17 protein-coding genes are annotated in these 16,926 nt (G+C 60.8%); 9 read left to right on the forward strand and 8 right to left on the reverse strand.

The annotated features are described in order from the left end of the window. The first annotated feature begins 6 nt into the window (after positions 1 to 6). The 9 genes from paaZ (at position 7) to Q1A89_RS12230 (ending at position 7,571) form a co-directional block, all read left to right on the forward strand. Positions 7 to 2,019 carry a phenylacetic acid degradation bifunctional protein PaaZ gene (gene paaZ / locus Q1A89_RS12190; protein WP_299728180.1) on the forward strand — a complete coding sequence of 671 codons (2,013 nt, stop codon included), beginning with the start codon at positions 7 to 9 and terminating at the stop codon, positions 2,017 to 2,019. A 13-nt stretch (positions 2,020 to 2,032) separates the two neighbouring features. Then, entirely contained in the window at positions 2,033 to 2,773 is a 741-nt protein-coding gene (locus Q1A89_RS12195; protein ID WP_299728183.1) for a PaaX family transcriptional regulator C-terminal domain-containing protein, read from the forward strand. 42 nt (positions 2,774 to 2,815) lie between these two features. After that, positions 2,816 to 3,430, forward strand: coding sequence for a ribonuclease H-like domain-containing protein (locus Q1A89_RS12200; RefSeq protein ID WP_299728186.1), 615 nt, complete (start codon positions 2,816 to 2,818; stop codon positions 3,428 to 3,430). Continuing rightward, on the forward strand, positions 3,427 to 4,410 hold the full coding sequence (locus tag Q1A89_RS12205) for a KpsF/GutQ family sugar-phosphate isomerase (RefSeq protein WP_299728189.1): 984 nt from the start codon (positions 3,427 to 3,429) through the stop codon (positions 4,408 to 4,410). The genes Q1A89_RS12200 and Q1A89_RS12205 overlap by 4 nt, the downstream gene beginning before the upstream one ends. A gap of 9 nt (positions 4,411 to 4,419) precedes the next feature. Beyond that, positions 4,420 to 5,028 (forward strand): hypothetical protein, encoded by a 609-nt coding sequence (locus tag Q1A89_RS12210; RefSeq protein ID WP_299728192.1) that lies wholly within the window; start codon positions 4,420 to 4,422, stop codon positions 5,026 to 5,028. After that, the gene (gene lptA, locus Q1A89_RS12215; RefSeq protein WP_299728195.1) at positions 5,025 to 5,513 is read left to right on the forward strand and encodes a lipopolysaccharide transport periplasmic protein LptA; all 489 of its coding nucleotides are present in this window, start codon (positions 5,025 to 5,027) and stop codon (positions 5,511 to 5,513) included. The genes Q1A89_RS12210 and lptA overlap by 4 nt, the downstream gene beginning before the upstream one ends. Next, a complete protein-coding gene (gene lptB, locus Q1A89_RS12220) occupies positions 5,513 to 6,271 on the forward strand; it encodes an LPS export ABC transporter ATP-binding protein (RefSeq protein ID WP_299728198.1) in 759 nt (252 codons plus the stop codon). Before lptA ends, lptB begins: the two co-directional genes overlap by 1 nt. A gap of 232 nt (positions 6,272 to 6,503) precedes the next feature. After that, complete coding sequence (gene raiA / locus Q1A89_RS12225; RefSeq protein WP_299728201.1) at positions 6,504 to 7,067, forward strand: ribosome-associated translation inhibitor RaiA; 564 nt, start codon at positions 6,504 to 6,506, stop codon at positions 7,065 to 7,067. 39 nt (positions 7,068 to 7,106) lie between these two features. After that, positions 7,107 to 7,571, forward strand: coding sequence for a PTS sugar transporter subunit IIA (locus Q1A89_RS12230; protein WP_299728204.1), 465 nt, complete (start codon positions 7,107 to 7,109; stop codon positions 7,569 to 7,571). A 51-nt stretch (positions 7,572 to 7,622) separates the two neighbouring features. Here Q1A89_RS12230 and Q1A89_RS12235 read toward each other — a convergent pair whose 3' ends face one another. The 8 genes from Q1A89_RS12235 to cysQ all read right to left on the reverse strand — a co-directional run bounded on the left by Q1A89_RS12235 (position 7,623) and on the right by cysQ (position 16,926). Beyond that, positions 7,623 to 9,050 (reverse strand): sulfotransferase family 2 domain-containing protein, encoded by a 1,428-nt coding sequence (locus Q1A89_RS12235; RefSeq protein WP_299728207.1) that lies wholly within the window; start codon positions 9,048 to 9,050, stop codon positions 7,623 to 7,625. A gap of 6 nt (positions 9,051 to 9,056) precedes the next feature. Then, a complete protein-coding gene (locus Q1A89_RS12240) occupies positions 9,057 to 10,754 on the reverse strand; it encodes a beta-1,6-N-acetylglucosaminyltransferase (protein ID WP_299728210.1) in 1,698 nt (565 codons plus the stop codon). Continuing rightward, positions 10,751 to 11,761, reverse strand: a complete 1,011-nt coding sequence (locus Q1A89_RS12245) for a glycosyltransferase family 2 protein (RefSeq protein ID WP_299728213.1) — start codon at positions 11,759 to 11,761, stop codon at positions 10,751 to 10,753. The genes Q1A89_RS12240 and Q1A89_RS12245 overlap by 4 nt, the downstream gene beginning before the upstream one ends. A 47-nt stretch (positions 11,762 to 11,808) precedes the next feature. Beyond that, the gene (locus tag Q1A89_RS12250) at positions 11,809 to 12,948 is read right to left on the reverse strand and encodes a glycosyltransferase family 1 protein (protein ID WP_299728216.1); all 1,140 of its coding nucleotides are present in this window, start codon (positions 12,946 to 12,948) and stop codon (positions 11,809 to 11,811) included. Positions 12,949 to 13,081: 133 nt separating this feature from the next. Then, positions 13,082 to 13,975, reverse strand: a complete 894-nt coding sequence (gene galU, locus Q1A89_RS12255) for a UTP--glucose-1-phosphate uridylyltransferase GalU (RefSeq protein WP_299728219.1) — start codon at positions 13,973 to 13,975, stop codon at positions 13,082 to 13,084. 124 nt (positions 13,976 to 14,099) lie between these two features. Next, positions 14,100 to 15,332 carry a glycosyltransferase gene (locus Q1A89_RS12260; protein WP_299728222.1) on the reverse strand — a complete coding sequence of 411 codons (1,233 nt, stop codon included), beginning with the start codon at positions 15,330 to 15,332 and terminating at the stop codon, positions 14,100 to 14,102. Further along, on the reverse strand, positions 15,329 to 16,129 hold the full coding sequence (locus Q1A89_RS12265; RefSeq protein WP_299728225.1) for a manno-octulosonate cytidylyltransferase: 801 nt from the start codon (positions 16,127 to 16,129) through the stop codon (positions 15,329 to 15,331). Before Q1A89_RS12265 ends, Q1A89_RS12260 begins: the two co-directional genes overlap by 4 nt. Then, a complete protein-coding gene (gene cysQ / locus Q1A89_RS12270) occupies positions 16,129 to 16,926 on the reverse strand; it encodes a 3'(2'),5'-bisphosphate nucleotidase CysQ (protein WP_299728228.1) in 798 nt (265 codons plus the stop codon). Before cysQ ends, Q1A89_RS12265 begins: the two co-directional genes overlap by 1 nt.

Consider the following 16,926-nt stretch of genomic DNA (forward strand, 5'->3'; position numbering starts at 1 on the left):
GCTGCCATGCGCCAGGTTCACAGTTTCGCCGCCGGTCAGTGGATCGCCCCCGGACCCGGCGCACGGGCCATCGAAAGCGCGATAACGGGCGAGGTCATCGCGCAAGCAGGAAACGACGCGCTGAACGTGCAGGACATGCGCGGCTTTGCGCGTGAGGTCGGCGCGCCCGCGCTTCAGGCGATGACCTTCCATGACCGTGCCCGCATGCTCAAGGCGCTCGCCCTACATCTGCGCGAGCACCGCCAGATCCTTTATGACCTCAGCTTTAACACTGGGGCCACGCAATCCGACCACCTGATCGACGTGGATGGCGGCATCGGCACGATGTTGGTCTTTGCCTCGAAAGGGCGGCGCGAGATGCCGGATGGGCAGGTCTATCTCGACGGCCCACCCGAGCAGTTGGGGCGCACCGGGCAGTTCATGGGACAGCACGTCTGCACCCCATTGCAGGGCGTCGCGGTGCACATCAACGCCTTCAACTTCCCGGTCTGGGGTATGCTGGAAAAGCTGGCGCCGACCCTGCTCGCTGGCATGCCCGCGATCATCAAACCCGCCACCGCGACCTCCTATGTGACCGAGGCCTGCGTGCGGCTGATGATCGACAGCGGCCTGTTGCCCGAAGGCACGCTACAGATGATCGCAGGCGGCACCGGCGATCTATTGGACCATCTCGATTGTCAGGACGTGGTGACCTTTACCGGCTCGGCAGAGACCGGCGCGTATCTGCGCAACACCGCTAACTTGCGCGACAACGCGGTGCGATTCACAACCGAGCAAGACAGTCTGAACGCGAGCGTTCTGGGCCCTGATGCGACGCCGGGCAGCCCTGAATTCGACGTGTTCATCGCCGAAACCCTGCGCGAGATGACGGCAAAGGCAGGCCAGAAATGCACCGCCATCCGCCGCATCCTCGCGCCCCATTCTCGGGTCGATGCGGTGATCGGCGCACTGACGCAAAAGCTGTCGCAAATTACGGTCGGTGATCCTCGCGACGCCGCCACGCAGATGGGTGCACTTGTCTCTAATACGCAGAAAAACGACGTTTTAGCCAAGTCCGCGCACATCGGGGCAGAGGCTGAACAGGTCTTTGGCAATCCAGACGACTTCGCCATGGCGGATAGCCCCGGGGCCTTTGTGCCGCCCATGCTGTTTCACTGTGCGGACCCCGACACTGCCAAGGCCGTGCACGATATCGAGGCCTTTGGGCCGGTGTCCACGATCATGCCCTATCGCGATCTTGATCATGCTGCGGCACTGCTCAATCGGGGCAAGGGGTCGCTGGTCGCCTCCGTGATCACACGGGACGGGGACGTCGCGCGCGCACTGACCCTGGCTTCGGCCCCATTCCACGGGCGGCTCTATTTCAACAACCGCGACTCCATGGCCGAGGCGACGGGCCACGGCGCGCCGCTGCCACATATGGTCCATGGCGGGCCGGGCCGCGCAGGCGGGGGCGAGGAACAGGGCGGCGTGCGTGGCGTGCTGCACTACATGCAGCGCACCGCCATTCAGGGAAGCCCGGACATGCTGTCGGCCATCACCAGGACATGGGTGCCCGGCGCGCAAGAGGTGACCAAACCCGCGCACCCGTTCACCCGCCCCTTTGCCGACCTCGCCATTGGCGACACGCTGCACTCGCCTGCGCGCACCATCACGCTTGATGACATCGACACCTTCGCCCATTTCACCGGCGACACGTTCTACGCCCACATGGACCAGCACGCGGCTGCCGCGAACCCGTTCTTTCCGGGCCGCGTGGCGCATGGATACCTCTTGCTCAGCTTTGCGGCCGGGCTGTTCGTGCAACCTGATCCCGGCCCGGTCCTGGCGAACACGGGTCTCGATTCCTTACGCTTTATGAAGCCTGTGCAGGCCGGTGACAGCATCAAGGTGCGCCTGACGGTCAAGGCCAAGACGCCACGCAACGAGGACTATGGCGAGGTACGCTGGCACGTGACCCTGACCAATCAGAACGACGAGGCGGTCGCCGAATATGAATTGCTTACCATGAATGCCTGAGCACGCGCACGCAATGGCCATCACGGCCCTCAGCGCACTGGGACCATTGCGCGTTTGGTCTTTGTTAGTGACTGTTTTTGGTGATCTTGCACCCGATCGGCCGCTTGACGGTCCGACACTGTCTGCCTTGATGTCTGGCATCGGGATCAAACCCGAGGCTACGCGCGTCGCCCTGCACCGCCTGCGCGCTGATGGCTGGATCACCTCGCAAAAACAGGGGCGCATCAGTCAGCACAGCCTGACGCCGAAGGGTCGGCAAGACAGTATCGGCGCGAGACCCCGGATCTACGGACGACCCGGCGATGAAAACGCGACCGCGAGGTTCGCCCTGATGCCGGACACAGCCTCGGAATTGAATCCGACCAAGTTCACTACGATCGCGCCGCGCATTTACATCTGTGCGAGCGACACGCCACTTCCCGAACATGCGCTCAGCCTCATTCCACAAAGCCTGCCCAACTGGATCGGCGCTCAGATCGAATCAAAGAACCTGCGTGCCGGGTACGCCGCGCTGCATGACGTGCTGCAGACCATCGACAGGAACAGAGACGCGATTGGCACCCTCAACCCGCAGGAAACGGCTGTGCTGCGGGTCATGATTGTCCATGCCTGGCGGCGGCTCGCGCTCAAGCACCCTGTGCTGCCCCGCAGCGCCCACACATCCCTGTGGTGCGGGCATGATTGCCGGAGCCTCGTCACGACGCTGCTTGACCGATATCCGCGCCCTGATCCCGAACAGCTCGGGGCGACGTAAACCACGCTTTCCCAACGCCCGGCGAACGGGTATAGCGACGCCATGACAAACCATCTGCATATCTCCGACCTGCCCGATGACCTTGATTTGGGTCCAATCGTGGCGATTGACTGTGAAACCATGGGGCTACATCCGCACCGTGACCGGCTGTGCGTTGTGCAACTGTCGGGTGGCGACGGCGACGCCCATGTGGTGCAGATCAAACAGGGCCAGACCGACGCCCCGAACCTGTGCGCGCTGTTGACCGATCCGGACGTGCTCAAGCTGTTTCACTTCGGACGCTTTGACATCGCAGCGATGCAAAACGCCTTTGGCGCGGTCACGGCACCGGTCTATTGCACCAAGATCGCAAGTCGCCTTGTGCGCACCTATACCGACCGGCACGGGCTCAAGAACCTGCTGCAGGAACTGCTGGATGTCGACATCTCCAAACAGCAGCAATCGAGCGATTGGGGGGCCGACACACTGACCAAGGCGCAGATCGAATATGCAGCCTCGGATGTGTTGTACCTGCACCGGCTCCGCGAGGTTCTGAACGAACGGCTGGTGCGCGAGGGACGGATGGAGATGGCGCAGGCCTGCTTTGATTTCTTGCCGATGCGCGCCAATCTCGACCTTGCCGGGTGGCCCGAAACCGACATCTTTGCCCACGCATGAGCAGCAAAACCCCCTTTATAGACACTGCGCGCGAAGTGATCCGCATCGAGGCAGAGGCGCTGAATAGCCTCGCCGACAGCCTTGATGAAAGTTTTCGCGCAGGCGTCGATCTGTTGCTCGCCTCCAAGGGGCGCGTGATCGTCACTGGTATCGGTAAATCCGGCCATATCGCCCGCAAGATCGCCGCGACCCTCGCCAGCACCGGCACGCCCGCGCAATTCGTGCACCCGGCCGAGGCGAGCCACGGCGATCTGGGCATGGTCACGCGCAACGACGTTGTGCTGGCCATCTCCAATTCTGGAGAAGCGCCGGAACTGGCGAACATGATCGCCTATTCCCGCCGTTTTGACATTCCGATGGTCGGGATTACCAAGGCGCCCGGCAGCACATTGGGCCGCGAATGCGACGTGGTGCTGCGCCTGCCCGATCTGGGCGAGGCATGTGGCACCGGAATTGTGCCCACATCTTCGACCACGATGACCCTTGCCATGGGCGATGCGCTGGCGGTGGCCCTGATGCGGCACCGCGCCTTTACGCCGGAACATTTCCGCGACTTCCATCCGGGCGGAAAACTGGGCGCGCTGCTGACGCGGGTGTCGGACCTGATGCACTCAGGCGACGCGATGCCAATCGTGGGCATCGATACCTCGATGCAGGACGCGCTGATCGAAATCAGCCAAAAGGGCTTTGGCGTTGTGGGGGTGACCCATCCGGACGGCACTTTGGCAGGCATCATCACCGACGGCGACCTGCGCCGCCACATGAGTGACCGGTTCCTGCACTTGACGGCCCGTGACGTGATGACCACATCACCCAGAACGATTGATCCGGATGTCCTGGCGCAGGAAGCGGTTGGAATCATGAACGGACAGGATGGCGGGCGCTCGGTCACGTGCCTGTTCGTGACAGATGCGGACAAGACGAAACCGCCCCTTGGGTTGATCCACATTCACGACTGTCTGCGGGTCGGACTGGGCTAGGAAGATGGCATGGATGGCTATTCAAAACTGGTCGCCTGGCTCAAGGTGCTGCTGCCGCTGACCGCCTTGCTGCTGCTGTCGACGCTGTTTCTGCTGTCCCGCAATGTCGATCCGATGGCCACTTTGCCCTTTGCAGACACTGAAATCGACGAACGGCTGCGCGGCCAACAGATCACCGCACCGTTCTTTTCAGGCACCACTGATGCGGGCGACCGGGTGTCGGTCTCGGCCCAGACAATGGCAACGCGCAGCGGCCTCAACAACGAAGCAACCGAGTTTTCCGCGCAGATCGACCTGCCCTCGGGAACACGGATCAATCTGGTGTCCGATCAGGGGCAGTTTGATCTGTCAGGCAACACGTCGATCCTTCAGGGAAATGTGGTGATCACGACGTCCTCCGGGTTTTCACTGGCCAGCGAAGAATTGCTGGCAGAATTCGACACGCTGGTGCTTGATTCTCCGGGCGCGGTGCAGGGCACGGGGCCGTTTGGGACGCTCGATGCCGGACGCATGCGTCTGGAACGGCGCGAGACCGAGTCAAACGCCCATTTGATTTTCACAAACCGGGTGAAGCTGATATATACCCCCGAAAATAAGAGAAGAGTGATTAACCCGTGACATTCCTCCGCACCCTCGCCTGTATTGCAGTGTTGGGCCTTTCATCACCTGCCATCGCGCAAGGCACGCAAGTTGCATTTGGCGCCATCAAGCAGGACACATCTGCTCCGGTCGAAGTGACGGCTGATGAACTCAACGTCGATCAAGCGACCGGCGAGGCGATTTTCACCGGAAATGTCGTCATCGGTCAGGGCGACATGCGCCTGTCCGCCCCGCGGGTGGTGGTGATCTATCGCGAGGAAGCCGAAGGCATCGAACGGCTCGAGGCGACCGGGGGCGTGACGCTTGTATCCGGTCCGGATGCGGCAGAATCACAGCGCGCGGATTATGACATCGACAGCGGCGTCATCGTGATGTCGGGCGACGTGCTGATGGCCCAAGGGCGCAGCGCGCTCAGCGCGGACCGCATGACCGTCGATCTGGATGGGGGCACGGCCCGCATGCAGGGCCGGGTGAAAACGATCCTCCAATCCGGCAACAACTGATGGCGAAACCGAATCTGAAACTGGCCAACGGCACATCGGGCCTCAAGATTTCGCATCTGCGCAAATCCTACCGCAAGAAACTGGTCATTCGCGACTTTTCGATGGAGCTGCAGCGGGGCGAGGTTGTCGCGCTGCTGGGGCCCAACGGATCTGGCAAAACCACCACGTTTTATTCCGTCGCGGGCCTTGTGACGCCCGAGGGTGGTACCGTGATGCTGGATGGCACGGATGTGACGGCCCTGCCGATGTATCGCCGCGCCCAGATGGGGATCGGCTATCTCCCTCAGGAAATGAGCATCTTTCGCGGGTTGAGCGTGCAGGACAACATCCTCGCTATCCTCGAAATCGTCGAACCGGACCGCCACAAACGGCGCGAGCGGCTGGAACAACTGCTGAGCGAGTTTTCCATCGAACACATGCGCCGCGCCCCCGCGCTGGCCCTGTCGGGCGGGGAACGGCGGCGGGTGGAAATTGCGCGATCGCTGGCGGCAAACCCCAAATATCTGCTGCTGGACGAACCTTTTGCCGGAGTTGACCCGATTTCGGTCGGCGATATCCGGAATCTGGTCGCAGACCTCAAGAAACGTGGCATCGGTGTTCTGATTACGGACCACAACGTCCGCGAAACGCTCGAAATTGTGGACCGTGCCTATATTCTGCACGATGGGCAGGTGCTGATGTCGGGCACGCCGCAAGATGTAGTGCAAAACGAAAATGTACGGCGGGTCTACCTCGGCGAAAACTTTCGCATTCAATAGGCGGCGACCTGCGGCGAATTTCCAGTTTTGATTGACAGGACGGGTGTTTGTGGCGTGCAATGGAGACATGGCTTTGACGCTGTTCATGACCCCTGAACCTCTTTCTGCACTGTTGCGGTGCATAGGGTGTCACATCAGCACGCAGCCTATTCCGCTTAACTGACCTGACCAGTCCGGTCGCACCCGCGACCCGCCCGTCCTGTCTGTGCGGAGCCCAAATGAAGGAGAGAATATGCAGTATCAAATCAGTGGCAAACAGATCGACATCGGCGAAGCCCTGCAAACTCATGTCCGCGACGATCTCGGCACGGTTGTCGAGAAATACGCAGAGCGGCCCACCAATGCGCAAGTGATCTTTTCCAAGTCCGCGCACGAGTTTGTCTGTGAAGCGACTGTGCATTTATCGACCGGGCTGACGGCGCAGGCCAAGGCCCATGCCACTGAAATCTATGCTGCTTTCGATGCGTGCTCCGAAAAGATGGAAAAGCAGTTGCGGCGCTATAAACGCCGTCTCAAGGATCACCACAAGGAGCGCGCACAGCCTGTTGAACTCTCTGGCGCGTCCTCGTATATCCTCGCCTCTGACTCGGGGTCGGACGATGCTGAACCCGAAAGTCTGCAGCCGATCATCGTGGCCGAGATGGAGACCAACATCCCATCCCTGTCCGTGGGCGAGGCGGTGATGCAGATGGAATTGGCAGGCGCACCCGTGTTGGTGTTCCGAAACGAAGGTAAAAAAGGGCTGAACGTCGTGTACCGTCGGGATGACGGAAATATCGGCTGGATTGACCCTTAAAGGATCGGTTTTGCAATGGGCGCTGACAGTGCGAGCAAAATGGCATTTGGAAACCTGCTGAAACCCGAGGCGGTGAAGGTGGTGACCTCTGTCACCTCCAAGAAACGTCTTCTGCAGGAAATCGGCGATCTGGTGCAGGTTGCGCATGACATCCATTCGGGCATCGTGACCGAGGCACTGATGGCGCGCGAGGCCCTCGGGCCCACCGGTGTCGGCCATGGCGTCGCATTGCCCCACGCCCGTCTTGACGGAATCAAAACGGTGATGGGTGTGTTCGTGTTGCTGGACAAACCCATCGACTTTGACGCAGTGGATCGTCAGCCCGTCGACATCGCATTTGCGCTGTTCGCACCCGAAGAAGCCGGAGTCGAGCACCTCAAGGCGCTGGCGCTTGTGTCCCGCACGCTGCGCGATGCAAGTGTCTGCTCCAAATTGCGCGCCAATCCGGATGCCTCGACCCTGTTTGCCATCCTCAACGAATCCAAACCCGCCAAGGCCGCCTGAGCCGCACGTTTTCCGATACGGAAAACGGCAGGAAACCGACGCGGTTGCCGGTCAGGTGGGCGACCAGTCCTGAAATCCGAACATCAGATAGTCGCGCCCATAGGCCGCCCGTGCCATGCGTTCGATTTCCGCGTCGTAGATATCAGCCAACGCAATCGGGCTTGATGCGATAGGGGCCGGCACCTCTGGTATGTCTTCCAATCCAACCGCTTGGGCGAGTTGCGCCAACTCACTGCCAAGGTCCTCGGACCGGATCAACCGGTCGGGCAAGGCGAATTCGGCAAATCCTTCGATGATTTTGGACTGGCTTGCCCAATCCGGATCCACCCGGATCGCCGTCTGGCCTGCAAGGTTCGGCTTCAGAAATTCGAGAAACTGGGCAAAGACCGCGCGATGCTCGGCCTTGCCAAAGCCCGCATCCGCCGGATCATCCGGCAGGACCAGCTTGTAGCGTTTCCTCAGCGTCGTCCGAATACCACCATAAGACCCCTGCCCGGTGTTCAGGATGCGGTGGCAAAACACCTCATGCGCCCGGGCCAATGGATGGCGCAAAACGCTGAAACTGCGGTGTCCGGGATGGGCGCGCATCCAGGCACGCAGATCGTTTTGCGACAGTTTTGACTCCGGCTTGACCCCTTCGGCGCGATCCACCGCCTTGAACCACCCGGTCACCGGGTCATTGGCACCGCCGCGGATCGGCAAATAAACCAGCGGCACACTGGTGCTTGCGATATAGGTCGGCACCGCCGCCCCCCGGCGCGGCTCGAAATTCGGTGTCCGCGTCAGGTTGAAATGATCGACCCCGGCCAGTGCCTTACTCATCTGTCCGAAATTGGCGACCTTGTCCGACAGTGCACTCGGATTCTGCACCTTGAGGTTCTTGTCCAGCGCCTCAAGCCGGGACTCCGCACCAAGCCACGCGGCAAGCCCGTTCATCACATCCAGCGACTGCAAATCCTCATAGGCCACGTAAAACGCGGTCTGCCCGGACACCTGCAACCGGTTCAGCAACGTGACCTGAAAGGCCTGCAACGCGGACAAATGCGCCGCGAATTCATCCGCATCAAATTGCGCCTTGGCGCCCTTGCGCGCCTTGGCATCGGTCAGTTTCCACTGGCCCGTGCTTTGCGCGATCTTCCAGGACACATAGCTTTCGACAGGATTGCGGGTCAGCACGATCTTGGCGCATTTGGGATCGTCCATGACCTTGTCGAACACCCGCGGATCGTGGTCGTGGAAATAGCGAAACCCGCTCAACTCCGGCGTCTGTTTGATGGCGCGCAGCAGCCGCTTGGGCTGTTCGTCACGGGCAGCCTGGGTCACATCCAGCAGCGCATCGCGGTTCGGATAGCCGATGAAATGGGGATTGAACGCCTCGCCATGGCAGGCCAGATCATCAAACGCGTTCAAATTCGCCTCAAGGAAATTCGATCCGGTGCGCATCTCGGCAAACACCACGAAATAGTCGAATTGAGCCATGCCGGATTACCGCACCAAATAGGGTTTTCTCGGACGATCTTGCGCAGGTTTCGGGCCCAGCGCCACCGGAAAGTCACCCATCAGGTAAGGGTGCATGCCCTGGTTCTTGAGGTTTTGCAGGAACTGGCCAAAGCCTGTCAGATCGACCATCTGCGGCACTTCGGCAAGGCGGCGGGCCTGTGTCTGGCCGATTTCATCCAATATGCCCTGCAGCGGTTCCATCGGCGCTTCGATGAATTCGGCCATGGTCCAGATGCGAATGCGCGCCTTGGCATAAGGCGCGCGCAGTACGTTGAGGTGATCGCTTTCCACTTTTTGCAGGCGCGCGGCCTCTTTTCGGATGTCGATAAAATTCATGTTCGAGCGGAACAAAGGCACCGCCCAGGCCCCCGAAATCACCGAAACTTGCGCGTTCGGGTCCTTGGCCATCCGCCAGGTCACATCCTGATTGTCCTTTGGGCCAAACTGAAAACACTGCCGCTCGCCGCGCGTGTTCCAGATGAGATTGGTCAGAAACGCATTGGCGTTGTAATCGCGCGCCGCCGCGCTGTCGCCCAGCGCACCGTTGAGCGTGGTCTGCCCTTCAGCATATTCGACCCGATCCGGGTGAAACAGATGCCCATGCACCCGCGCGCCCGTCGCCTTGGCGAGCCACGGTTCGAAATTCTCGAAAATCTCGGTAAAGCCCTGAAAGACCGAATAGGGCGCGGCCGTCACCCCGTTTTCCCAATCCTCGTTGGGGAACCGGCTTTGCATATAAAGACCCGGACGCCCGCGTGTCCGACGCTCAACCGCCTTGGCAAAGATGCGGTCGATCTTGCCTGGGTTGGGTTCGGTACGCTTCATCGCGCCGGCAGGGTCAGTCAGGAACGCATCATACAGGCGGTTGGCATGAGGCCAGATCTTGCGTGCGACAAAGCAGTCCGAGCGGCGCAAAAGCTGCAAATGGTCATCATAAAAAATGTGCGGTTTACCCTGAAAGTCGAACTTGGACAGGGTCAGCGACCGGCTTTCGATATTTGTCGAAAACTGCCGCGCGAGGGTCTGGAAATAGCTCTCATCCGGGATCCAGACATGGCGGAAATAAGCGTCATATTCGCGCCGGTCCGCCCCTTGCAGGATCGCGGACAGGGTTTGCCGGGTCAGGCACCACCACTGGCTGCCCATATGCGGCACAAGGCCCTTGGGTACCTTCCGCTTGAGCTTGAGACGACGCTGCAACTCGACATATTTGTCGAAGAGAACCCGCTGCCGCTTCCACGAAAACGGAAAGCGCAGCGTGAACCGTTCCTGATCCAGTCCGCCGACCGTCCAGGGCACGTCCGCCGTAGTCGCACTTTCGATAAAATCGGTGCGCGGGCGATCGGCAAGGTATTCATTCAATTCTTCGACCGGGCGCAGCGGCAGGCAGGACCCGGAGGCCAGGTAGACATGGCGCACATCGGCAAACTCGGCCAGCATCAGCTCGGACGCGGCCTGACTGGCCGCCACGATACCCCAGCTGCCCCACTCGCAGCGAAAGCGTTTGGAAAACAGCACCGACGGCACATCCGACAGGGCCTGCACAAAGGCGTTGTAGGTCTTGCGCGGCACAAAGGCATCCACGTGGATCACCACCGGACAGCCACCCATCGCCCAGTGACGCGCCGCCTGTTCGGCCCGATCAAGCGCGGTGTGCACCAGCATGACGATCCCGACGCTCATGCCCAGTTCCCCTTGGACATGAGGCCCAGAATCTCGAGCTGACGCCAGTTGATGTACTTTTCAGACCACTTGCACCACAGATCCGGATTTTCATCCACCAGCCCGGCATAGGCCTTGTATTCCACGGACGCGGAATAGTGCTGCTTGCGGTCCAGCTCTTCACTTGCCTTGCCGTTGAACGTGTCGAGGAACTTGGCGTGCAGCAACACGCCAGACGCCTTTTCGCCTCCCCATTCGTCATAGACCTGGTTCAGCCCGCGCGGCAAAAGCATGTGGGTCGAACTGACATAGGCATATCTGCGATCCCATTTGACCAGCGGCACCTTGTTGAGAGCAGGGGCCTTGGCCGGTCGCTCGGGAAAGAAGACGCGCGCACGCGGTCCTCCTTGTATCCACAGGTTTCCGAACTTCTTGTTGCGCGAAATTGTATAGTTGCCGCTGTCAAACCAGCTCGCGATTTCCAGCGGGTTTTGCCCGGGCGTATAGGGTTGCTCGTCCAGCCGCCCCTTTGGGTACATGTCCAGCAACATCGCGGAGAAGGACTTGATCGACGAGGCATCCAGCCAGTCCGTCAGCGCCCGCAGAGGCCGGGTGTCACAGAACGGATAGACCAGAAATTCATCGGGATCGACAACGAGGTTCCAGTGCCCGTGCCCGTATTTCGTCTGCAGCCAGTTCAGCCAGTCCACACCGTACCGGGCCCGTTTGTAGCTGGCCGTTGTCGACCAAACGGACACATCGGGCTGCGAGGCCAGATAATCCAGAGATCCATCCGTGCTGCCATTGTCCACGATCAGGAACTGATTGATCCCCATTTCGCGGTAATATTCGAGGAAAAACGGAAGGCGCACCGCCTCGTTGCGCAAGGTCGTAAAGGCCAGCAAATCGTCAGGTCTGATCTGATCCGTGCGGCTGACAACGCGTTTCAGTTCCCGTCGCTTGCGGAACGCACGAATGCGCCACCGCTTGCGCTGAAGCCTCAGCCGATATGACTGCCAAGCGCCCAATCAGAACCGTCCTCTACCCGCCGCTTTTTGCGACCCTGACGCACCTATCAGGTCAACCTTAACACAGTCTTGAAATGTGCATCCCAACTTGGTGGGAAAAATGGCTGCTTCTTTTGCACGTCTGGCCCTAAGGCGGCCAACTCTTTTATTTTATTGATCCATAGATAACGATCTGAAACGCTTGCGTAAATGGGAATGTCGCCCAGTATTTCTCGCATAACTGGAAGATCGTTAACAATTACGGGCACTCCGCGTGCAACGGCCTCGGTTGCGGGCAGGCCGAACCCCTCCGCATGGGTGGCGAACAGAACGCCCGCACTACGCTCGACCAGAGCGGCGAGTGCACCATCAGACAGGCCAGACACTTCGCGGATGCGCCCATCCGAGGGCAAGGCGTCTAACCGCGCAAACACCGCATCGTTGTTCCATCCGCGCCCGCCGGCGATGATCAGACCGGGCGCATCAGCCCCCATTTCGGCCCAAATATCGAGCAGAAAACCGTGGTTCTTGCGCGGCTCGATGGTGCCGACACAGACGAAATATGGCCCCGTTTCAGGCAGTCCCGGCGGCAATTCTGCGGGCGCGGCGGGCACCACGTCTGTTCCCAAATGGGAAACAATCGAACTGGGAGGATCGGCGAAATAGGCTTCCGCCCGCTCTTTTGTGTACTCGGAATTATAGATCACGAGGTCCGCATGGGCACCGACCCTATCGATCATCGCGGCGAAGGGGGCGACAGTGCCTGCGCGCTGGAACTCGGGAAAATCCAGCGGGATCACGTCGTGGATCATCACCGAAATCCACGCATCAATGCGGCGCATCGCGCCCAGCACACGCGCCGTCAGGTTCGAATGACCCACGTTCAGATAGGCGACACCGGCAGGCAATTTACGTCGCAACATCGCGACCAGTAGAAAAGGGGGCACACGCCCGATTGCCAGCGCCCGGGCCTGAGGCCAGATCGCGGATTGGGTCGCCTCGGGTGATGTGCTCGCAGACCGACCGGACAACGGCACCACCAGTTCCGCCAGCCCCGCCTGATCCAACAGGATATAGCCCAGACGCGACCGGATCAGCCCGAACACTGGCGGCGCATCCTCCAGCAGGGCCCGCAGATAGGCCAGCTCGACCCGGTCCACACCGGTCAGCACACGGCCCGCGCGGCGCATCAGGCGCGTGATGTCCAACAGACGTGCGACGGGCGGATTATGCCTGGAATTGCTCAGTTCGATGCCTTTTTGCTGCCTGCGCGATCATCATCACACAAAGCAGCAGAGCGCAGCAACCGCCCCGTCATGTCATCAAAGTCTGGAAAAGCGGCTATTCCGCCGCCTGATCCATCCGGACAACGTCGCGGATATAGTCCAGCAGGTCATGGCGCAGCTCTTCACGTGCCAAGCCAAAGGACACAGTCGCCTGCAAGAACCCGCTTTTGGAGCCGCAATCAAACCGCTGACCGCGGAAGCGATAGCCAAACACGCCTTCTTTGCCACCGATGGCCTGCGCGATGGCGTCGGTCAGTTGGATCTCACCGCCAGCGCCGCTCTTCATCTTGTTGAGCGATTTCAGAACCTCGGGCGACAGGATATAGCGCCCGATCACCGCAAGGTTCGAGGGGGCCTCGCCCGCAGGGGGCTTTTCAATCATGCCTTTGACCTGAACGATCTGGCCGCTGTCGGCCTTCACATCCAGCACACCATAAGACGACGCCTGTTCCGGCGGCACTTCCATGGCGGCCACCATATTGCCACCGGTCTCGGCATAGGCTTCGACCATCTGCTGCAGACAGGGTTTTTCGGCCGCAATCACGTCATCGGGCAGAATCACCGCAAAGGGTTCATTGCCGATCAGACGGCGCGCGCACCACACCGCGTGGCCAAGGCCCAGCGCCTTATGCTGGCGGATATAGGCAATCGCACCACTGTCCATATTGGTGTCCTTGAGGATCTCAAGAAGCTGATCCTTGCCCTTTTTGCGCAGTTCCTGTTCCAGCGTGGGGGCGTGATCGAAATAGTCCTCAAGCGCGCCTTTGCCGCGCGAGGTCACAAAAATGAATTCCTTGATGCCAGCGGCCCGCGCCTCGTCAATGGCGTATTGGATCAGCGGACGATCAACCAAAGTCATGATTTCCTTTGGCACCGACTTTGTCGCAGGAAGAAACCGCGTCCCCAGCCCGGCCACAGGGAAAATCGCCTTAGTCACCTTCTTACGCATACGAACCTCAATTTTTATTAACTGCCCATGTTTGGACCCTACTTATTCATAGATTACGACCGGAAAATGTCCAATTCCTGAATTTCGCTGGACGGCGGGGAATTTTCCGGCAGTTGTGCCATTTTCAGCCATCTTCAAAGCGCCGCCCGGCGATCCGCCGCCGCTCGCGCGCGACACGGCGCGAAAATCGCCACAATCGAAACAGCGGGTCCGTACGCTCTGACCGGCCAAACAGGCCGCCACGCTGCTCCCAATATCCGTCTCTGTGAAAGCGAATGTGGTGAAATAGGGCCGATGGAGACAACAGAATCAGTGTCACGATCTCGCCTCGCTCAACACGCTGCACCGCCTCTTGCCGCAAGCGCCGACCTTGCCAGATGCGCCCGGACAACACAGAAGACTGGCGCGACCGTCCAAAGGCCGCCTTGAACGGAGCCGCCGCACTGCGTGACACCTGCGCCCCGCCACGTTGGCGCTCCAGCCCGTCGGCATAGCCATCCGCCAGCCGTTTAAGCAGCCGCGCCACGTCCCCCGGCAGCAGCCGCCCGGCCACCATATGCCCAAGGCACCGCTTGCGCTGGGCGGCAACGATGTCGCGCCAATGCAGCGCACGGTCCGCCTCGGGAACGTATTTGCGCTGAAACACCGCCCAACTGGCCCCGATATCAAACAGATCACGCGGCACCCGGTCGGCACGACGGCGCACGCTGGGGGCAAAGCCGTGATGCACCTCGGCCATCGGCACAATTGCCGTGGCATGACCCGCGCGCGCCAGTCGCAGGTTCAAATCCGTCTCGTCGAGATAAAAGGCAAAGCCGGGGTCGAACCCTTCCAGCGCCACCAGCACCTCGCGCCGTACCGCCATATTGGTGCCTTCTGTCTTGGTGGCGCGCTGGCCTTTGGGCGTCAGCACGGTCGCCAGTTCCGGATCGACGTCCAGCGGCTGCATGGCACCGGTTTCATCAACGCTGCGCGCGCGCCATTGAAAGGAAATCCCGTTGCGCCCCCGTACAAAACCGCCAGTTGCGGCCACATCCCCACGTGCAAACGGGGAAATCAGATGGGCAAGCCACAGCGGTTCCGGCACCGCATCATCATCGATAAAGGCAACGACATCACCTGCCGCATGGCTGATCCCCAGATTGCGGGCCTCAGAGATATTGGGGATGTCAAAAGACACAACCTTGAGGTCATCGACAAAGGGCAATTCAGCGACGGCATCGCGCCCGGCCGCGTCCGCCACCACGACAATCTCGAACGGCGCGAACTGCACCTGTGCAAGACCCGTCAGACAGCGCATCAACGCATCCGGCCGGCCGCGGCTCACCACCACAACACTGACCGGAGGCAAGGTCATTCCAGACCCATCTGCGCCATCATCGCCTCGATCCGCGGGACATCGGCGGGGTTGTTCAGCTCCCAGAACTGCCGCCCGCGCGCCTCGACCTCGACGCACAGCACCTGCCGCCCGTTCTCAAGGAATCGTAACTGCTCAAGCCCTTCCAGCTGTTCGAGCGGACCCACCGGCCAGCCCGGATAGGCCGCCAGCGCGTCGGGGCGATAGGCATAGACGCCGACATGGTGAAAAACGGGTGTGTCGCCATCGGCGGCATAGGTCTGATTGGTGTAGGGAATGACCTCTTTTGAGAAGTACAGAGCCTGTTTTTGCGCCCCGAACACCGCCGTGGTGCCGCCAACACGGCCCTCTTTGCGATCCTCGAGGAAACCGGTGAGCGTCGCCCCGTCACAGCGCAGCACAGGCGTCGCAATCTCGGCCTCCGGCGCGGCGCGCAGGCCGTCCACCAGCCCTTCGATAAACCAGGCCGGAGTCAGCGGGGCATCGCCCTGCAGGTTCACCACGATGTCGTAACCGCCGCCCAGCGCCGCATGGGCCTCGGCACAGCGTTCGGTGCCGTTGCCGCACAGCTCGGAGGTCATGACCACTTCGGCGCCAAACCCTTCCGAGGCGTCCTTGATCCGGTCATCATCTGTCGCCACCACGACGCGGTCGATGCACGACACTTCAAGGGCGGCGCGCCAACTGCGCTCGATCAGGCTTTGGGCCACACCTGTCGCGCCCGTCAACGGGACCAAGGGCTTGCCCGGATAACGGGACGAAGCATAGCGGGCGGGGATGACGAGCAGAACCGACATCAGGCGGGCTTCAAGTCTACGGCCGGGGCGTAGGCGATGAAGAACGGGTTGGCGTACCCCTCCTTGCCATAGACCAGCGGCGTGTGATCATCGAACCGGACGACATGGCCCCCCGCTCCGGACAGGACGGCATGGCCCGCGGCAGTGTCCCACTCCATAGTGCGCCCGACACGAGGGTACAGATCGGCCTCACCCGTGGCCACAAGGCAGAATTTCAGGGACGAGCCTGCACTTTTCATGTCCTTCACATTGTATTTGTTGATGTAATCATCCGTCGCCTGATCACGGTGCGATTTCGAGGCGACCACCAGAAGGGCTGCATTATCGCTGTCGGCCACGCGCATGGGGGTCACATCGCCCACTTGATCCTTGTCGAACGCCCCGGTTTCTTCCACCGACTGCCCGTCGGCCTGGGTAAAGAACATGCGGCCCTTGGCCGGGGCATAGACCACCCCGCGCGTGGGCACGCCACCCTCGACCAACGCGATGTTGACGGTGAAATCACCACGACGGTGCACGAACTCCTTGGTGCCATCCAGCGGGTCGACAATCAGAAACGTATCGCCAGTGGTCGTATGGGTCGCCGCCTGCTCTTCGGTGACCAGCATCACGTCCGGAAAGGCCGCACGCAGCCCAGCCGAAATCAGCGCATCCGCCGCCTCGTCCGCTGCGGTTACGGGGCTGTCATCGGACTTTGATTTGACGTCGAAATCATCCTGCCCATAGATCTCCATGATCTTGTCGCCAGCCTCGAGGGCCAGCCTGCGGATCACCGGGATCAGCTCGTCATAATTCAT

The sequence above is a fragment of the uncultured Tateyamaria sp. genome, from assembly GCF_947503045.1.
Lineage (GTDB): Bacteria > Pseudomonadota > Alphaproteobacteria > Rhodobacterales > Rhodobacteraceae > Tateyamaria.

Excerpts from the sequence above, each read along its gene's own strand:
- paaZ (WP_299728180.1), top strand. The coding sequence starts at position 7 with ATGCGCCAGGTTCACAGTTTCGCCGCCGGTCAGTGGATCGCCCCCGGA.
- Q1A89_RS12195 (WP_299728183.1), top strand. The coding sequence starts at position 2,033 with ATGGCCATCACGGCCCTCAGCGCACTGGGACCATTGCGCGTTTGGTCT.
- Q1A89_RS12200 (WP_299728186.1), top strand. The coding sequence starts at position 2,816 with ATGACAAACCATCTGCATATCTCCGACCTGCCCGATGACCTTGATTTG.
- Q1A89_RS12205 (WP_299728189.1), top strand. The coding sequence starts at position 3,427 with ATGAGCAGCAAAACCCCCTTTATAGACACTGCGCGCGAAGTGATCCGC.
- Q1A89_RS12210 (WP_299728192.1), top strand. The coding sequence starts at position 4,420 with ATGGATGGCTATTCAAAACTGGTCGCCTGGCTCAAGGTGCTGCTGCCG.
- lptB (WP_299728198.1), top strand. The coding sequence starts at position 5,513 with ATGGCGAAACCGAATCTGAAACTGGCCAACGGCACATCGGGCCTCAAG.
- raiA (WP_299728201.1), top strand. The coding sequence starts at position 6,504 with ATGCAGTATCAAATCAGTGGCAAACAGATCGACATCGGCGAAGCCCTG.
- Q1A89_RS12230 (WP_299728204.1), top strand. The coding sequence starts at position 7,107 with ATGGCATTTGGAAACCTGCTGAAACCCGAGGCGGTGAAGGTGGTGACC.
- Q1A89_RS12235 (WP_299728207.1), bottom strand. The coding sequence starts at position 9,050 with ATGGCTCAATTCGACTATTTCGTGGTGTTTGCCGAGATGCGCACCGGA.
- Q1A89_RS12240 (WP_299728210.1), bottom strand. The coding sequence starts at position 10,754 with ATGAGCGTCGGGATCGTCATGCTGGTGCACACCGCGCTTGATCGGGCC.
- galU (WP_299728219.1), bottom strand. The coding sequence starts at position 13,975 with ATGCGTAAGAAGGTGACTAAGGCGATTTTCCCTGTGGCCGGGCTGGGG.
- Q1A89_RS12260 (WP_299728222.1), bottom strand. The coding sequence starts at position 15,332 with ATGACCTTGCCTCCGGTCAGTGTTGTGGTGGTGAGCCGCGGCCGGCCG.
- Q1A89_RS12265 (WP_299728225.1), bottom strand. The coding sequence starts at position 16,129 with ATGTCGGTTCTGCTCGTCATCCCCGCCCGCTATGCTTCGTCCCGTTAT.
- cysQ (WP_299728228.1), bottom strand. The coding sequence starts at position 16,926 with ATGAATTATGACGAGCTGATCCCGGTGATCCGCAGGCTGGCCCTCGAG.